The sequence below is a fragment of the Candidatus Dedyshia acidiphila genome (assembly GCF_051025295.1).
Classification (GTDB): Bacteria; Acidobacteriota; Terriglobia; order Terriglobales; family Acidobacteriaceae; genus KBS-83.
Genome location: NZ_JBMGJV010000032.1, coordinates 1 through 15,805 on the forward strand (window position 1 = coordinate 1; position 15,805 = coordinate 15,805).

Annotated in this window: 10 protein-coding genes, 2 tRNA genes and 3 rRNA genes; 5 read left to right on the top strand and 10 right to left on the bottom strand. The window is 60.0% G+C overall.

The genetic code is table 11. The features are described 5' to 3' along the window. The first annotated feature begins 102 nt into the window (after positions 1-102). The 4 genes from AC5IJH_RS13170 to AC5IJH_RS13185 all read left to right on the top strand — a co-directional run bounded on the left by AC5IJH_RS13170 (position 103) and on the right by AC5IJH_RS13185 (position 2,638). Positions 103-477: a TraR/DksA family transcriptional regulator gene (locus tag AC5IJH_RS13170; RefSeq protein WP_491903290.1), complete on the top strand. Its 375-nt coding sequence runs from the start codon at positions 103-105 to the stop codon at positions 475-477. A gap of 224 nt (positions 478-701) precedes the next feature. Then, positions 702-1,418, top strand: a complete 717-nt coding sequence (locus AC5IJH_RS13175) for a tetratricopeptide repeat protein (protein ID WP_491903291.1) — start codon at positions 702-704, stop codon at positions 1,416-1,418. 129 nt (positions 1,419-1,547) lie between these two features. Continuing rightward, complete coding sequence (locus AC5IJH_RS13180) at positions 1,548-2,123, top strand: RNA polymerase sigma factor (protein ID WP_491903292.1); 576 nt, start codon at positions 1,548-1,550, stop codon at positions 2,121-2,123. Then, positions 2,120-2,638 (top strand): hypothetical protein, encoded by a 519-nt coding sequence (locus tag AC5IJH_RS13185; RefSeq protein WP_491903293.1) that lies wholly within the window; start codon positions 2,120-2,122, stop codon positions 2,636-2,638. Before AC5IJH_RS13180 ends, AC5IJH_RS13185 begins: the two co-directional genes overlap by 4 nt. 16 nt (positions 2,639-2,654) lie before the next feature. Here the strand turns inward: AC5IJH_RS13185 and AC5IJH_RS13190 are convergent, their stop codons facing one another. Further along, complete coding sequence (locus tag AC5IJH_RS13190) at positions 2,655-3,113, bottom strand: phage holin family protein (RefSeq protein WP_491903294.1); 459 nt, start codon at positions 3,111-3,113, stop codon at positions 2,655-2,657. Positions 3,114-3,184: 71 nt separating this feature from the next. Between AC5IJH_RS13190 and AC5IJH_RS13195 the strand changes: the two genes are divergently transcribed. Then, complete coding sequence (locus AC5IJH_RS13195; protein ID WP_491903295.1) at positions 3,185-4,009, top strand: hypothetical protein; 825 nt, start codon at positions 3,185-3,187, stop codon at positions 4,007-4,009. Between the two features lie 121 nt (positions 4,010-4,130). Here AC5IJH_RS13195 and AC5IJH_RS13200 read toward each other — a convergent pair whose 3' ends face one another. The 9 genes from AC5IJH_RS13200 to AC5IJH_RS13240 all read right to left on the bottom strand — a co-directional run bounded on the left by AC5IJH_RS13200 (position 4,131) and on the right by AC5IJH_RS13240 (position 15,556). Further along, a complete protein-coding gene (locus tag AC5IJH_RS13200; RefSeq protein WP_491903296.1) occupies positions 4,131-4,688 on the bottom strand; it encodes a DUF4890 domain-containing protein in 558 nt (185 codons plus the stop codon). 173 nt (positions 4,689-4,861) lie between these two features. Then, positions 4,862-6,826: a DUF2075 domain-containing protein gene (locus tag AC5IJH_RS13205; protein ID WP_491903297.1), complete on the bottom strand. Its 1,965-nt coding sequence runs from the start codon at positions 6,824-6,826 to the stop codon at positions 4,862-4,864. A 149-nt stretch (positions 6,827-6,975) separates the two neighbouring features. Next, positions 6,976-7,092 (bottom strand): 5S ribosomal RNA (gene rrf, locus AC5IJH_RS13210). Between the two features lie 190 nt (positions 7,093-7,282). Beyond that, positions 7,283-10,233 (bottom strand): 23S ribosomal RNA (locus AC5IJH_RS13215). Between the two features lie 333 nt (positions 10,234-10,566). Then, a tRNA-Ala gene (locus AC5IJH_RS13220) sits at positions 10,567-10,642 on the bottom strand. A gap of 8 nt (positions 10,643-10,650) precedes the next feature. Beyond that, positions 10,651-10,727: transfer RNA gene (locus AC5IJH_RS13225), tRNA-Ile, on the bottom strand. 257 nt (positions 10,728-10,984) lie between these two features. Next, positions 10,985-12,484: ribosomal RNA gene (locus AC5IJH_RS13230) — 16S ribosomal RNA — on the bottom strand. Together the 16S, 23S and 5S rRNA genes with 2 tRNA genes alongside form the textbook arrangement of a ribosomal RNA operon. An 832-nt stretch (positions 12,485-13,316) precedes the next feature. Beyond that, on the bottom strand, positions 13,317-14,816 hold the full coding sequence (locus AC5IJH_RS13235) for a M48 family metallopeptidase (protein WP_491903298.1): 1,500 nt from the start codon (positions 14,814-14,816) through the stop codon (positions 13,317-13,319). A gap of 53 nt (positions 14,817-14,869) precedes the next feature. Beyond that, the gene (locus tag AC5IJH_RS13240; protein ID WP_491903299.1) at positions 14,870-15,556 is read right to left on the bottom strand and encodes a MarC family protein; all 687 of its coding nucleotides are present in this window, start codon (positions 15,554-15,556) and stop codon (positions 14,870-14,872) included. Positions 15,557-15,805: the final 249 nt, after the last annotated feature.

Consider the following 15,805-nt stretch of genomic DNA (forward strand, 5'->3'; position numbering starts at 1 on the left):
AAAAAACGACATCTCAAAAGAAAAATAGCAAAACTTAAGTCATGGTCTGCGTCCAACACTCTGCATTCCCGAATTGGATCAACTCAGAGGAGTACATCAGTCGTGTCGAAGACCCCCACTAGTGCGTATGTAAAGAAGCTGCGGCAGCAGGAAGCCCTGTTGGCGCAGTCCATGAAAGCAGCCGTCGAGCAGGGTCGCGACGCGGGCCTGGACGACACGCAGGACGTCGCCGACCAGGCGGTCGCGTCGTACCAGAAGGAGTTTCTGTTCTCGCAGGGCACCTCGGGCCACATGCAGATGCAGCAGGTCCGGCAAGCCCTGGAGCGCATTGAAGAGGGCACGTTTGGCGAATGCCAGAACTGCGGTGAGACGATCGGCACGAAGCGGTTGGAAGCACTGCCGTGGACACCGTACTGCATCACCTGCCAGGAGAAGTTCGAGAACGGCGAGATCGCAGCCCCGGTCCGCGCTGCCTAAGGGCCGCTGCGGCACTGGACTCGTCTGAGCGGCGGGACCTCTAGGTCCCGCCATTGTCTCTGCCGGTTCCCCGGAGCCGGGCATTCCGATGCGAGCGGCTCTCCCGCTTTGACCCTCAAATCCCGCCGCTGCTAGACTTTCCCTAAGATTTCTCCCCGGAGCCGCCGCGGACGACCTGTCCGCTCGCAGCGCGTTATCGCGCCGGGCTCTCCCGAAGGATGGTTGTGGACGCACAGACTCGCACCGCGCTTAAGCAGGACGATCCGCTCGTCCACAGGACGCAGATCGGCCTCGACTGGATCGCGGCCAACCGCGGAAAGGCACTGCAAATCGTCATTGGCGTGGTCTTGCTGATCGCGATCATCGTGGCTGCTGCCGTGATCTACCAGCAGCGCTCGGAGGCTGCATCGACGGCCTTTGGCAGCGCGATCAGCGTGTACAGCACGCCGATCGCGGACACAGCCCAGCCGCTGCCGCCAGGAATGAAGTCGTTTCCCTCGGCCGCCGACCGGGCCAAGGCTGCGAACCCGCTGTTTGCCGACGTGGCGAAGCGCTATGGCAGCACCGACGCGGGGCACAACGCGCTCTACTTCAGCGGCCTGACCGAGGCCGAGATGGGCAATACCTCCGCCGCGGAAGGCACGCTGCGCAAGGCTGCTGACCTGAGCGACGGCAACGTCGCCGCGCTGGCCAAGCTTGCGCTCGCCAACCTGCTGGCCCAGCACAACGGGACGGGCGAAGCGATCCGGCTCTACGACGAGCTGAGCAAGCACCCCACGGCCACCGTGCCGGCCTCAGCCGCGCAACTGCAGCTTGCCGAGCTCTATGAGAGCACCGGCAAGACAACCGAAGCATTCAAGATCTATGCCCAGTTGAAGGCCAAAGAGGCCAACACGGCGGCAGGCCAGATTGCGGCGCAGAAGCTGACCGGCAAGCCGTAACGGTCGAACCATGCAGAGAGTGACAGACGCCGTGCCGGTCCTGAGACCGGCGCGGCTTTGTATTTTGCGCGAGCAGTGGAGCTGCTCGTGAGCGAACCGGAGCGTCAGCGCGTCCATGATTCGGAGCCTATGGGTACGCTCGAGGGCAATCTCACAGGTCTGCTGCCGGTGACCGGGCGCACAGCAGACACGACCGCCGAAGACCTGGCCGCGCTGGTGGCCACGTACTCGAGCACGCTGTACCGCGTCGCATTTTCCGTCTCGCGCAATGCCGCCGAGGCGGAGGACATGGTGCAGGAGACGTTTCTGCGCGTGCTGCGGCACCGCGATCGGCTGCCCGAGGTGCGTGATGCGCGCGTCTGGCTGATCCGGATCGTGTGGAACCTGGTGCTGGACCGCAAGCGCCGCCAGAAGACGCGTCCGGAGAACGAGAACGTCGACGAGCTGGTGCGCGTGCTGCCCGCGAAGGAGATGCGTGCGGACCAGGCCGTGATCGCCGCGCAGGGACATGCCCGCGTGCTGGGGCTGATCGACGAGCTGCCCGCGAAGGAGCGGCAGGTGATCCTGCTCTCTGCCGTGGAGGAGCTGACCAATGCAGAGATTGCGGACGTGCTCGGCATCACGGAATCGTCCGTGCGGTCGCGGCTGTTCCGCGCTCGGCGCGAACTGGCAGTGAAGCTGCAGAACAATGGGGACGGGCGATGAGCGGCGCTGCTGACCGGCTGGGATCAACGAGCCCCGGAGCACCGACGCGCGAAGATCTCGCGATCGATGCCACGCTTGCCGCGCTGCGAGGGGTGGAACCGCGCGATGGGTTGCCGCTGCGCGTGATGGCGCGGCTGGCGTCCGCTCCGCCAGAGACGACGGCTGATCGGGCGCGGCGCTGGCTGGCGAGCCTCCGTGTGTCACGCCGTTGGCCGGTGGGTGCGGCAGCGCTGGTGATTGTCGCCGCGGCAGTGACTTTTTCGACGCTGCTTCATCCAGCGGCCGTGGTCGGGCCGGCGAGGTCGCTGCCACATCCTGCGGCGCAGCCCGCAGGCGCGGCGGCCGGCGTCGCGGTGGGACAGCACCCGCTGGAGCCGAACACAGTGCATACGACGCATCATCGCGGCATCCGGCGTTCTGCGCGCGCGGTGCATGGCCGCGTGCCGCTGCCCCGCGGCACGGTTGCCCCGGCGCAGCCCATGGTGCACTCCTCTGCACCGCAGGATCCTCGCTAGCAAATCCGGCCAGCCATCACCGCACGAACTCGCAATGCTCTTCAGGTATCGCGGCTTGATCGTGACGGAGTGGGGCCGTGGATTCGGTGCCGTGAAAGCAGGGAGCGGCACTCTGAAGCGAAACGCGATGCTTAGTCGCGCGCCGATCCGTGCGAGTTCCGCAGCCCATCAGCATGTGGACCAAGGCCAGGATGATGGCCGCCACGAATGCCGAGCCGAAGCTGGCCACGATGAAGCCGGGCACCACATGCGAGGCGACGATCAGCACAAATGCGTTGATCACGAGCAGGAACAGGCCGAGCGTGAGCAGACTGAGCGGGAAGGTGAGCACCTTGAGCAGCAGGCCGAGCGTGGCGTTGAGCAGGCCGATGACGATGACCGCAACCAGCGCTGTCGCCCAGTTATGAATCTCGATGCCCGGCACGAAGCGCGAGATCAGCACGAGAGTGACGGCGCCAACAATCCAGCGAAGCAACAGTCCCAGCAAAACGACACCCCCTGCAGTTCACGCGGCGAACTCGTGGCCACAGTAGCATGACGGCAGACATGCATCGTTCTGCTGCCCTGCTGTTGTGCATCATCGCCGCGCCGATCGCGCATGGAGCCGCCGATGCTCCACTGCCGGATGTGCCGTCCCTTCTGCGCAGCGTGGAGCAGAATCAGGAGGCGCTCGATCGGGCTCGGGAGCAGTACACCTTTCGCCAGCAACAGCACATCGTGATGTACGACAAGAAGGGCCGCGTGAAGAGCACCGAAGACAAGGTGATGAACGTCTTCTTCGTGCACGGGCACGCCATCGAGACACTGGTGAGCAAGGATGGCAAGGCACTGAACGCGAACGATCTGAAGAAGGAGCAGGACAAGGCCACGAAAGAAGCTGTGAAGTACGCGGCCGGGCCTTACAACGCACACGACAAGGACGGCGTGAGCGTGAGTCAGTTGCTGGTGCTCGCCAAGTTCACGCATCCACGTCGCGTGCTCGAAGGCGGGCGATCGTTGATCGCCGTGGACTTCACAGGCGATCCGCACGCGAAGTCGTCAGGTCGCGCCGAGTCGGCGATCAAGCATACGAGCGGCACAGTGTGGATCGATGAACGAGCACGCGAGGTGCGACGGCTCGAGGCGACGGTGGACGACCCGCTGCACATCGGCTTCGGTCTGCTGGCGACGATCAACCCAGGGTCGCACTTCCGGTTCGAGCAGGCACTGATCAACGATGAGGTGTGGCTGCCGACCTCGTTTGCGGGGCGGTTCGACGCGAGGCTGGCGCTGTTCGTCGGGTTTCACGTGGAGGTGCAGGGCCGCTTCGACGAGTACAAGAGGTACCAGGCGAGTACCACGGAAGCGACGGAGCCGCCTGTGGCGAAGTAGCTGACACAGCGAGAGCGGACGACGGTACTGAGCACAAACAGCTGAGCGCACATGACTGAGCAAATGCAGCAGGAGCCCGGCTGGCGGGGCTCCTGCTGAAGCGGGTAGCGGGTTAGCGGGTTTACTGTGGCTGCGGAGCGCTGCCGCCATCGGGCGCAGGCGCAGGTGCGCTGCCACCCTCCGGTGCCGCCGACGGAGCGCTGCCCGCCTCCCGGCCATTGCGACTGCCCATGTGCTCGGCGCGGCGCTCCTGCATCTTCTGCTGATCGCTCTCGAACTTCTTGCGCTGGTCGTCGGTGAGGATGGCCTCGATCTTCTGGTTGTCGGCCTGGCGCATGCTGCGCATCCTGTCCATCTTTTCCTGCCCGGCGCCGGACTGATCGCCACGCATCGACTGCATCTGCTGCTGCTCGTCGGCGAGGATCGGCTTGATCTGACTCTGCTGGTCGCTGGTGAGTTTGTAGCGCTTTGTCATGCGCGCGAGCCGCTCATCGGGATCCATGCGCAGACCACGATGCATGCCGCCTCTGCCACCCTGATCCATCTGGCCCCGATCCATCTGGCCCTGCGATGGTGGCGCGGCCTGCTCCGGCGCGCTGCCGGGCTCTTGGGCAAACAGTGTGCCGCTGGCCAGAATGCCGGCCAGGGCGAGAGTACAGAAACTGCGGTTTGTCTTCATGGTGATTCCTCCACGTTGTTCACTAGAACCCTGACAGGCGGCTCGCGTTGCGGCGAGCGGGCGAAAACTGGCCAAGCACATGAAAGACGATGAAGACAATGAGCAAGTTGCGGGCTGCTGCCAGGATCTGCTCCGTTCGCGACGGAAGGTAAGCGTAATTACGAATGAGGTAACTACGAGCGAGGGCCAAGATCTCCCTCTAGCAGCGGTACACCACAAGAGATGAGGAATTCGGCCGTGCCATCGTAGTAGCTTGCGTGTCTCGTAGGATCTGAGCCGCTTCCGTGTGGAACAAAAAGGATCATGCCCTGCCGAGCTCGTGTGAGAAGGACGCGGTAAGCGTTCTTGAGGAACACCCGCCTCACCTCATCTCTGATAGACAACCATCGAGTTCCCTTGAAGGAGTGATAGCTCCAGTCTCCGTCGATATAGCGGTAGTCGCCGTCCCAGCAGACACCAACCCAATCTAGTTCAAGTCCTTGCACGGAGAACTCGGTCGCCACCTCCTCGAGGTAATAAGACGAGCGAACGTCCGACCTCTCGTTCAAGAACCAGGTGGCTTCGTCGATCTCCGCTCTGATGTGTATGCCTTCGGGACGCAAGCGCTGAGCTCCAGAGGACGCGACCAACCCGATCCGCTCGCTGCCGCGAGCTGCGTGAAGGAGCCATTGGCGCGCGATCGCTAGATCGCGCGTGACATAGATCGGGTACTCTGCAGCAATCGACTGGTAAGCGGCCCGTGCTTCGCCAGGTCGGTTATCTAACACATAGCCCACGAATGAAGAGAGTGCTTCCGCGCGGAAGGACCGAAGAGAGACCGCCAGGTGAAGACACTCATCCGAGTGCACACGCGGTAGAGCCAGAAATCGCTCACCGTTCTCGGGCGAGGCATACTCGGGAAGGGTGATGCGAGGGGACACAAAGACCAGCCAATCACTAAAGCGATCCTCAAGCGCTCTCATCCACTCGGCCATTCCTGCTTCGCCGGTGTTGATCTCTTGACCGCCTCCGACCAGGCATACCACCGTGCACCAATCCTCATGACGGTCCATAACGCTGATGAGAAACTCTGGTTCCGAAAGGTTGAAGTCTGCACGACCACGCTTCCGCTGCATAAACTTAGCCGCCTGCTGGCGGTTCCAAGCACGCTGCGCTTCGTCGAAGATGACGACCTTTTCGAGCGGAATAGCATCGTCGGCGACGTATTCATCCCGAAAGTGGTGGATGTTCTGCACAAAGGCAGAGACCTCCCGCTTCGCCATCTTCTTCGGAATCCGATCACGGGAGGACTTATCGCGAGCCAACGCTTCCTGCAGCACTGCGACCAAGGGCCCGTTTCCCGAAAGAAATACTGCGTGCTCGTCGGCCTTCTCCTCGAATCGAGTCGTGGCAAGATTCAATCCGGCCAGAGTCTTGCCGGATCCCGGCACACCGGTGACAAAGCAGATTGTCTTTAGCCGCTTCTTGCGAGCTTGATCGATGATGCGACTGATCGCGACGCTTGTTTGCCGGAGGTTCTGTGCCCCTGCATCTGAACGCGAGATGTCCTCGACACGGTGCGTGCGATATAAGACTTGCGCAGCCTCGACGATGGTAGGCGTCGGTCGGTAGCCCTTGGCGGTCCACTCGCTTTGGTCAATGGAAGGCTGAGCTGTAGCCGCGGAGACATCCTGGAGATGCTGGATCAAGTCGGCCAAGCCGGAGGCATTCGTCCCCAGTGGCGAGGCGACCCGGTCCTGCGCAAAGCTGAGCTTTCCAAGGCGACCGGATTCTGCAGCGGATGACACCAGTACCGGAACGATCGCTGCGTGATGGCTGCCCTCATGGAAGTTCTTCAGGTCTAGCGCATAGTCCTCTACCTGCTGCAACGCCTCATGGGCGTGTCCAGCGGCGCCGATTTTAAACTCGATCACGATGGCGACGTTTCCGCATAGAAGCACGGCGTCGGCGCGCTTGCCCATTCTCGGGATCTGAAACTCGAATAGTAAGCGGTCCTGAGATCGATGGAGCAACGCCCTCTTCAAGATCGAGATCTGCTCGATCCACGCATAACGTTGCTGTTCCTCCAGTGCATGTTCATGCTGGCCAGCGAGAACGCCGAAGATCCGTTCGTCGGGATCGGCAAGGAAGAAGGACACGGCTTCACTGTAGTAGGCCCGAACTGGCATCAGTACCTTGTTTATCGCAAGCACCAGCTCGGAACAATGAGCCATGAGTTGCAGCCATGAACACCAGGCACCACGCAAGCGCAAAAAGGCCACCCTCGCGGGTGGCCTTTTGATGCTAATGCCGGCGATTACCTAATCTCCCACACACTTTCGCGTGCAGTACCATCGGCCCGACGAGGCTTAACTTCCGTGTTCGGGATGGGAACGGGTGTGACTCTCGCGGTATGCTCACCGGCAAGCTGGTGAGGCGCTTGGTGGTTTTTTCCCCACAGCCGAATCTCTGGACTCACGGGCGGTTTCTCCCGGGATGAGACTGGCAAGCTGGCGCCATCGAAACTTGCGGATCTGAACGAATTGCATTGGGGTGGTACAAGGCTTGTTGAGTCCCTCTAGGCAGCGGTGTTATTGCTGCGCAGAGTTAATTCTATGGACAAGCCGAACGGGCGATTAGTACTGGTAAGCTACACGCATTACTGCGCTTCTACCTCCAGCCTATCAACCAGGTGGTCTTCCTGGGCCCTTCTTTTCCCTTTTGGGTTGGGAGATCTCATCTTGGGGCGTGCTTCCCGCTTATATGCATTCAGCGGTTATCACAACCGAACTTCGCTACCCAGCCGTGCCCTTGGCAGGACAACTGGAACACAAGAGGTTCGTCCATCCCGGTCCTCTCGTACTAAGGACAGCCCCCCGCAAATCTCCTACGCCCACAGCAGATAGGGACCGAACTGTCTCGCGACGTTCTGAACCCAGCTCACGTACCGCTTTAATAGGCGAACAGCCTAACCCTTGGAACCTTCTACAGCTCCAGGATGCGATGAGCCGACATCGAGGTGCCAAACCGGAGCGTCGATATGAACTCTTGGCTCCGATCAGCCTGTTATCCCCGGCGTACCTTTTATCCGTTGAGCGATGGCCCTTCCATACAGAACCACCGGATCACTAAGGCCTGCTTTCGCATCTGCTCGACTTGTAGGTCTCACAGTTAACCACTCTTATGCCTTTGCACTCGACGGCTGATTTCCAAACAGCCTGAGAGTAGCTTCGCGCGCCTCCGTTACAATTTAGGAGGCGACCGCCCCAGTCAAACTACCCGCCTAACTATGTCCCTCTCCCGGATGACGGGAGCAGGTTAGAATCACAACACTCACAGGGTGGTATCTCACCGGTGGCTCCACCAAGCCCAAGAGCCTGGTATCAAAGCCTCCCACCTATCCTGCGCAGTAAGAGTCATAATTCATAGTTAAGGTGTAGTAAAGGTGCACGGGGTCTTTCCGTCTAGCTGCGGGTAACCGGCATCTTCACCGGTACTACAAGTTCGCCGAGCAACTCGTTAAGACAGTCGTACGATCGTTACGCCATTCGTGCAGGTCGGAACTTACCCGACAAGGAATTTCGCTACCTTAGGACCGTTATAGTTACGGCCGCCGTTCACCGGGGCTTCAATTCAAAGCTTCGCCTTGCGGCTAACCTCTCCTTTTAACCTTCCGGCACCGGGCAGGCGTCAGCCCCTATACGTCGTTTTCGACTTAGCAGAGACCTGTGTTTTTGTTAAACAGTCGCCGTACGCGTTTCACTGCGGCCCCCTCGCGCTTGCACGCTACCGGGGCGCTCCTTCTCCCGAAGTTACGGAGCTAATTTGCCGAGTTCCTTAACAAGCTTTCACTCGAGCGCCTTTGGATATTCTCCTCGTCTACCTGTGTCGGTTTGTGGTACGGTTCCCAGCCCTTCTCCTTAGAGGATTTTCTCGGCAGCGTGAACTCACCAGCTTTCGGCCATACGGCCTACTGTTTTATGCCTCACTGTTAAGCCCCGACGGATTTGCCTATCGAGACCAGCTTACGCATATCAAACCTCATAGCCATATGAGGTCCTGGTTATCCTTCTGCGTCTCCCCATCGTCAAACGATGGTCTGGGAGGTCCGGAATATTAACCGGATGTCCATCAGCTACGCCTTTCGGCCTCACCTTAGGGACCGCCTAACCCTGAGCGGATTAACCTTCCTCAGGAAACCTTAGACTTTCGGCGTGAAGGGTTCTCACCTTCATTATCGCTACTTATGCCGGCAGGGTCTCTTCGCAACGCTCCACCAGTCTTCTCAGTCTGGCTTCACTGCTGTTGAGAATGCTCTCCTACCACGCACACCAGAGGTGTGCATCCGCTGCTTCGGTGTACAGTTTTAGCCCCGTTGTATTGTCGGCACCGGACCGCTTGACCAGTGAGCTATTACGCTTTCTTTAAAGGATGGCTGCTTCTAAGCCAACCTCCTGGCTGTCTGGGCGTTCCGACTTCCTTTCCCACTTAACTGTAACTTTGGGACCTTAGCAGGCGGTCTGGGCTGTTTCCCTCTCGACTATGAAGCTTAGCCCCCACAGTCTGACTGCCGGGCTGGTTGTCACTGGCATTCGAAGTTTGGTTGGATTCAGTAAGCCGGAAAGCCCCCTAGTCCATCCAGATCTCTACCACCAGTGCAAATCACCCGACGCTAGCCCTAAAGCTATTTCGGAGAGAACGAGCTATCACGGAATTTGATTAGCCTTTCACCCCTACCCTCAGCTCATCCGAGCTTTTTTCAACAAACACCGGTTCGGTCCTCCAGTGGGTGTTACCCCACCTTCAACCTGGCCAAGGGTAGATCATCCCGCTTCGCGTCTATTCCTGCCAACTGAACGCCCTATTCAGACTCGCTTTCGCTTCGGCTCGCTTACGCTTAACCTTGCTGACAAGAATAACTAGCCGGCTCATTATGCAATAGGCACGCGGTCAGGCATTCGCTTGCGCGCATAGCCCTCCCACTGCTTGTAGGCACACGGTTTCAGGTACTTTGTACTCCCCTCACAGGGGTGCTTTTCACCTTTCCCTCACGGTACTGGTTCACTATCGGTCAGAAACGAGTATTTAGCCTTACGGGATGGTCCCCGTGGATTCAAGCAGGGTTTCACGTGCCCCGCCTTACTCAGGTATCCGCTTCGAGTCCAGATGATTTTCGTCTACGCGCCTGTCACGCTCTATGGATCGGCTTTCCAACCGATTCGACTAACCACTGGATTGGTAACTCTACTGTTGCGGACCCTACAACCCCCGCTGCACCGAAATGCTACGGGTTTGGGCTATTCCGATTTCGCTCGCCACTACTTTCGGAATCGAGGTTTCTTTCTCTTCCTCCAGGTACTGAGATGGTTCACTTCCCTGGGTTCGCTCACTCCTGCCTATGTATTCAGCAGGGTGTTCTTGAGGTTTGCTCAAGTGGGTTTCCCCATTCGGAGATCTCCGGTTCATAACGCCTGTGTGCGGCTCACCGAAGCTTATCGCAGCTTGCCACGTCCTTCATCGCCTGTTTCTGCCAAGGCATCCACCGTGCGCCCTTAGTAGCTTGACCATAGAATTAACTCCACGCAGGAGGCTTGCGCCCCTTGCCTGAGTCACTCCATGCATATTTCCGCCTGTGCACCTCAGGGGTACGATCCCCTTTGTGCACGTTTTATCCTAAAGACACTCAACTAAACATCTCCCACTTCGCAGTCGCCCGCGAAGCTGAAGTTGCTCAGCCTTGTATGCAATTTACCCAATGCAATTCGTTGTCAAAGATCCGTCCGCTGCTGTTGCGCAGCGGGCGCCTTACGGCGCACTCGAGTGAGCTTCCGAAGAAGCCCGCTCAAAGGTCAACCTCTTCACGAGTGAAGAAGCTCACCTTTGAACGGCCTGGATGATGTGGTGGAGCTGATCGGGATCGAACCGATGACCCCCTGCTTGCAAAGCAGGTGCTCTCCCAACTGAGCTACAGCCCCAGTCTAAATGGTGGGCCTGGGTAGATTCGAACTACCGACCTCACCCTTATCAGGGGTGCGCTCTAGCCAACTGAGCTACAGGCCCCAGCCTTGGTCAGGCGCGTCGAAACGCGCTTTCATCCAGAGATTTCGAGGACCAGGTTGAACGTGCTGAGCAGCTACGCCGCTCGTGACCATCGTGCGAATAAGCAACAGGCAGAGAAGGCCTGATCGAAGCTCCTCAAATGCCTCCGGTAGGAAGGCTTGAGGGTGATCGCTGAGCCATGCGCCACGCCCGATCTTGCGATCGGGAGCAGTCTGCTCTCGCAGATACATGCACCCAGACGAACGATTCTCTCTTAGAAAGGAGGTGATCCAGCCGCAGGTTCTCCTACGGCTACCTTGTTACGACTTCACCCCAATCATGAATTACACCTTGGACGGCTGCCTCCTTGCGGTCAGCTCACCGGCTTCTAGTGCAACCCACTTTCGTGATGTGACGGGCGGTGTGTACAAGGCCCGGGAACGTATTCACCGCGGCGTTCTGATCCGCGATTACTAGCGATTCCAGCTTCATGGAGTCGAGTTGCAGACTCCAATCCGAACTGAGGCCGGCTTTTTCCGATTAGCTCCCCCTCACGGGTTTGCGACGGTTTGTACCGGCCATTGTAGCACGTGTGTAGCCCTGGACATAAAGGCCATGAGGACTTGACGTCATCCCCGCCTTCCTCCCCGTTATCCGAGGCGGTCTCACCAGAGTGCTCAACTAAATGGTAGCAACTGGTAATAAGGGTTGCGCTCGTTGCGGGACTTAACCCAACATCTCACGACACGAGCTGACGACAGCCATGCAGCACCTATAAAGCGGTCCCTTGCGGGACGCCGATGTTTCCACCGGATTCCACTTCATTTCGAGCCCAGGTAAGGTTCTTCGCGTTGCGTCGAATTAAACCACATGCTCCACCGCTTGTGCGGGCCCCCGTCAATTCCTTTGAGTTTCAGCCTTGCGACCGTACTCCCCAGGCGGATCGCTTAACGCGTTAGCTTCGGCACGGCGGGATTGGGTACCCGTCACACCAAGCGATCATCGTTTAGGGCTAGGACTACCAGGGTATCTAATCCTGTTTGCTCCCCTAGCTTTCGTGCATCAGCGTCAGTTGTGGTCCAGTGAGCCGCTTTCGCCACAGGTGTTCCTCCTGATATCTACGCATTTCACCGCTACACCAGGAATTCCACTCACCTCTCCCACACTCAAGCCGGACAGTTTCTCGTGCAGACTTCGAGTTGAGCCCGAAGATTTCACACAAGACTTATCCAACCGCCTACGCACCCTTTACGCCCAATAATTCCGAACAACGCTTGCCCCCCTCGTATTACCGCGGCTGCTGGCACGAAGTTAGCCGGGGCTTCTTCTTCCGGTACCGTCATAATCGTCCCGATCGAAAGGAGTTTACGTCCCAAGGGACTTCATCCTCCACGCGGCGTTGCTGCGTCAGGGTTTCCCCCATTGCGCAAAATTCCCCACTGCTGCCTCCCGTAGGAGTCTGGACCGTGTTTCAGTTCCAGTGTGTCCGTGCGCCCTCTCAGGCCGGATACAGATCACTGTCTTGGTGGGCCATTACCCCGCCAACTAACTAATCTGCCGCGACCCCCTCCTGAAGCGAATTGCTCCTTTGACCCGTAGGTGTTATGCGGTATTAGCCCCGGTTTCCCGAGGTTATTCCCCACTTCAGGGTAGGTTAGTCACGTGTTACTCACCCGTGCGCCACTTTACTCAGGGCCGAAGCCCCTTTCTCGTTCGACTTGCATGTGTTAGGCACGCCGCCAGCGTTGATTCTGAGCCAGGATCAAACTCTCGTTTGAAACCTGCTCGCGACACATCTCAGGACGGAGGTCCGAGAGTGTCGCGCACTCTCCAGCGCTCGAAAGGCTGGAGAGATTTACCTTGTGAGAATGATCAAACCGATTCCTGTTGATCTCTCACGACTGGCACGTTCAACCTGATTGTCAAAGATCCATACCGGCACCGCCTGAGCGGGCCTTCTGGATCGAGATCCACGACTGTGTCGTCGCGGGTCCTCGAACTTGCGTGCTCACAGCCGGCTGCTACTTCACTGCAGCTCTCAGCTGTTTTACGCGCACTTGCCAACACTATCCGAGTGCCGACCGCCTGTCAACTCCTTACCTCAGAGCCACTCAGACGCCATTCGCGCGCAGCACAAAACTTGAAAGATCGTAGCTCCGTATCGCTCTTAAGCGGGAGAGGCCATATGGGCCACCAGCGAGGCTTTCACCTGGCTGCCTACTAAAGGAGATGTTCGGGTGTGGGCTCTCGCCCGGCGAACATGCTTGCCTGGAACCTTGCAGTCGACCCCTTCTTACTGGGTAACCGCCGGGAGGAGCTTCACTCCGTCCAAGCCTTCCTTGTTACTCACTTGAGTGTATCAGACTTAAGCTTGCCAGCACATCCTCGTGCCGCTTGCGGCGTTCACTCATCTGTCTTGCTACAACTGAATGTATCAAGCTTCTTGCGTCAACGCAACCGCGTGTCGCTTGCTGCTCATTCACCCTGCTGCAACAAGACCAATCCTACCCGGGCCTCCGGGCCTGCGCAACTCCTGGGCTGTTGAAAAGCTCTGAACTCTGTTGAAATGTCCCTTCGGCCGCCCGCCAAGGATGGCCGAGACCCGCGTCTTTACTGCACTTTCAGCGTGCGGAGCATCTTTTCGTAGGTCGGGCGCAATGCATCGAAATCCGATTGTGGCGCCACAAAGATCAGGTACCGCACGGTGCCGGTCGACTCGGGGAGCGCCACAATCCAGTCATGCTCTGCACCGCCGCCCGCGCCCCCGGTGTTGGTCGCCTCGATCGAGCGTCCACGCACTCCATTGACGCTGATTTCCGAGCTTCCCCCGGCCTGGATGCCGGGGTTCTGCTGTCGCAACTGGTTGAGGAGCTGTTGGGCTTCGCTGCCAATCTCCCCCTGCTGCGGTGGCTGGAAGCGGTCCGCCAGCATGCCGTAGCCGATCGCGCCCCCTTCCCCAGTGCCACCCGAAGGAGCGACAAGGGCTGAGCTGCCGGAGCTCGCGCCGCGCCAGTTCCCCGGATAGCTGAGGCTGAAGCCATCCCCTTCGAGGGTCTGCCACGCACCCTGCGGGCTCCACTGCTGCGAGCTCAGCCGGGGCAGGCTGGCAGAGCTGCCGCCGGACTGCGCAGCCGAAGACTGTCCACCCGATGCCGGTGCTCCGGCCGACCCTGGCGCAGCAGCACCCGAGCCAGGCCCTGTGGCAAAGCCGCCGTCCCGCTTCCAGGCACCGCTCTGCACCTGCTTTGCCGTGTAGGGGTGCATGGTGGCGGCCAGCTTCTTGATCCGGGTGAACTCGGCGCTGGTCTTGATGGAGCTGGCGCGCGGCGGCAGGCTATCGATCTCGTCCTGCACATAGCCGACGCGGTTGCCGGGGTTGGGATGGTCACTCAGGAACTGTGCCCCGCCCGAACCGTATTTTCCCTGGATCACCTCGAAGAACTGCGGCAGCGCGCGCGGATCGTAGCCGGTGTCGTAGAGGATGTCTGTCCCCATCAGGTCGGCCTGCTTCTCGCTCTCCCGCGAGTTGCGCAGGAAGCCGAGCCCTGCCGTCATGCCGATGCCCTGCGCGGCGATGGACCCAGCGGCGCCGGGCAGCAGGATGCCGGCGGCGATCTGGCCAAGGCCGGCGACGATGCTGGGCGTGCGCTCCTTCGTCATATTGCAGGTCGAGTGGCGCTGCACCACATGCGAGATCTCGTGCGCCATGACGCCGGCGAGCTGAGCCTCGGTCTCCGCCGCCTGGATCGTGCCAAGGTTCACAAAGACCGAGCCGCCGGGCAGGGCGAAGGCGTTGATGTCCTCCACGTTCGCGACGTGGAAGTTGTACGGCCACTTGTAACCGGGCGCGTGCTCGACCAGCCGCTGGCCGAGCTGCTGCACGTACTGGCTGACCGGGTTGGAATCCGGCAGGACGGGCATCTGTTTGTAGACCTCGAGCGCCGCTTTGCGGCCCTCGGTGACCTCCTGCTGCTCTGTGTAGTTGTTCTTGCAGGGGCGGGGGTCAAACCGGGCCCAGGCCGGGGTCGCCGCCACAGTGGCGGCGGTCAGAATCAGGAGCAACGCCGGCGTCACGCGCCATGTCTGCGTCTGTCTGGACTGTCCGATCACTCCACTCATCTTGCTTTGCCTCGATCTTGTCAGCGTTCGCGTGCTATCCGCGTTCAGGGCCGCGCGATCACACCCAGGTCGGTCAGGCCGTTGACGAAGAACTGCACGGCGAGCGCGACGAGGAGCAGGCCCATGATGCGCACCAGGATGCGGATCCCGGTGTCACCCATCACACGTCGGATGCGGTCTGCGCCTACCAGGACGCCATAGCTGGCCCAGGCCGTGATCGCGATGGCGGCGAAGATGGCCGCCCACTCCCACCAGAGCTTGGCCTGGCCGACCAGCACCATCACGCTCGAAATGGCGCCGGGGCCCGCCAGCATGGGGATGCCGAGCGGAACGATGCCGGCCTCATCCTTGGCAGCGGCCTCTTCCGTCTCGCCACTTGACTCCTGGGTAGGCGAGCGCTTGGCCTCGAGCATGTCGATACCGACCAGCAGCAGAATGATGCCGCCGGCGATCTCAAAGGCCGGCAGCTTGATGCCGAACATGCTGAAGATGAGCTGGCCGAGCACGGCAAAGGTGCTGAGCACGATCAGGCAGGTGATGGCGCCACGCCGGGCCGTGCGCCGGCGGCGCACGCTGTCTTCCCCGGCGGTGATTGCCATAAAGGTGCCAATCGCGGCGAACGGGTCGACCAGGAAGAAGATGGACGAGAGCGCCAGCAGCGAGAAGCGCGCGTAGACGTGAGCGCGCTCACCAATGTCCTGCAATGCCGTTGTGGCTGGACCTGCGATCATCGGCGCTCTTCTCTCCCTGTACCGCCTGTTCCAGTGTGGCAGCCCACACCTATGGCCGGTTTTTCCAGTGTGCCAGAGTCCTTCTGCCGAAAGCGCCGGCCTTGGGCGAGCCCCCTCCCGGGCGATACATGGTCATGCAGCATACAAGCGGCTATTGCACTGCATTCGGGACACTTGCGAAGGCATCGCATGTTCTTTGTCATCGGACGTTGACCAGCCGGGGTACGCACACTAGTATGCCGCCACGCT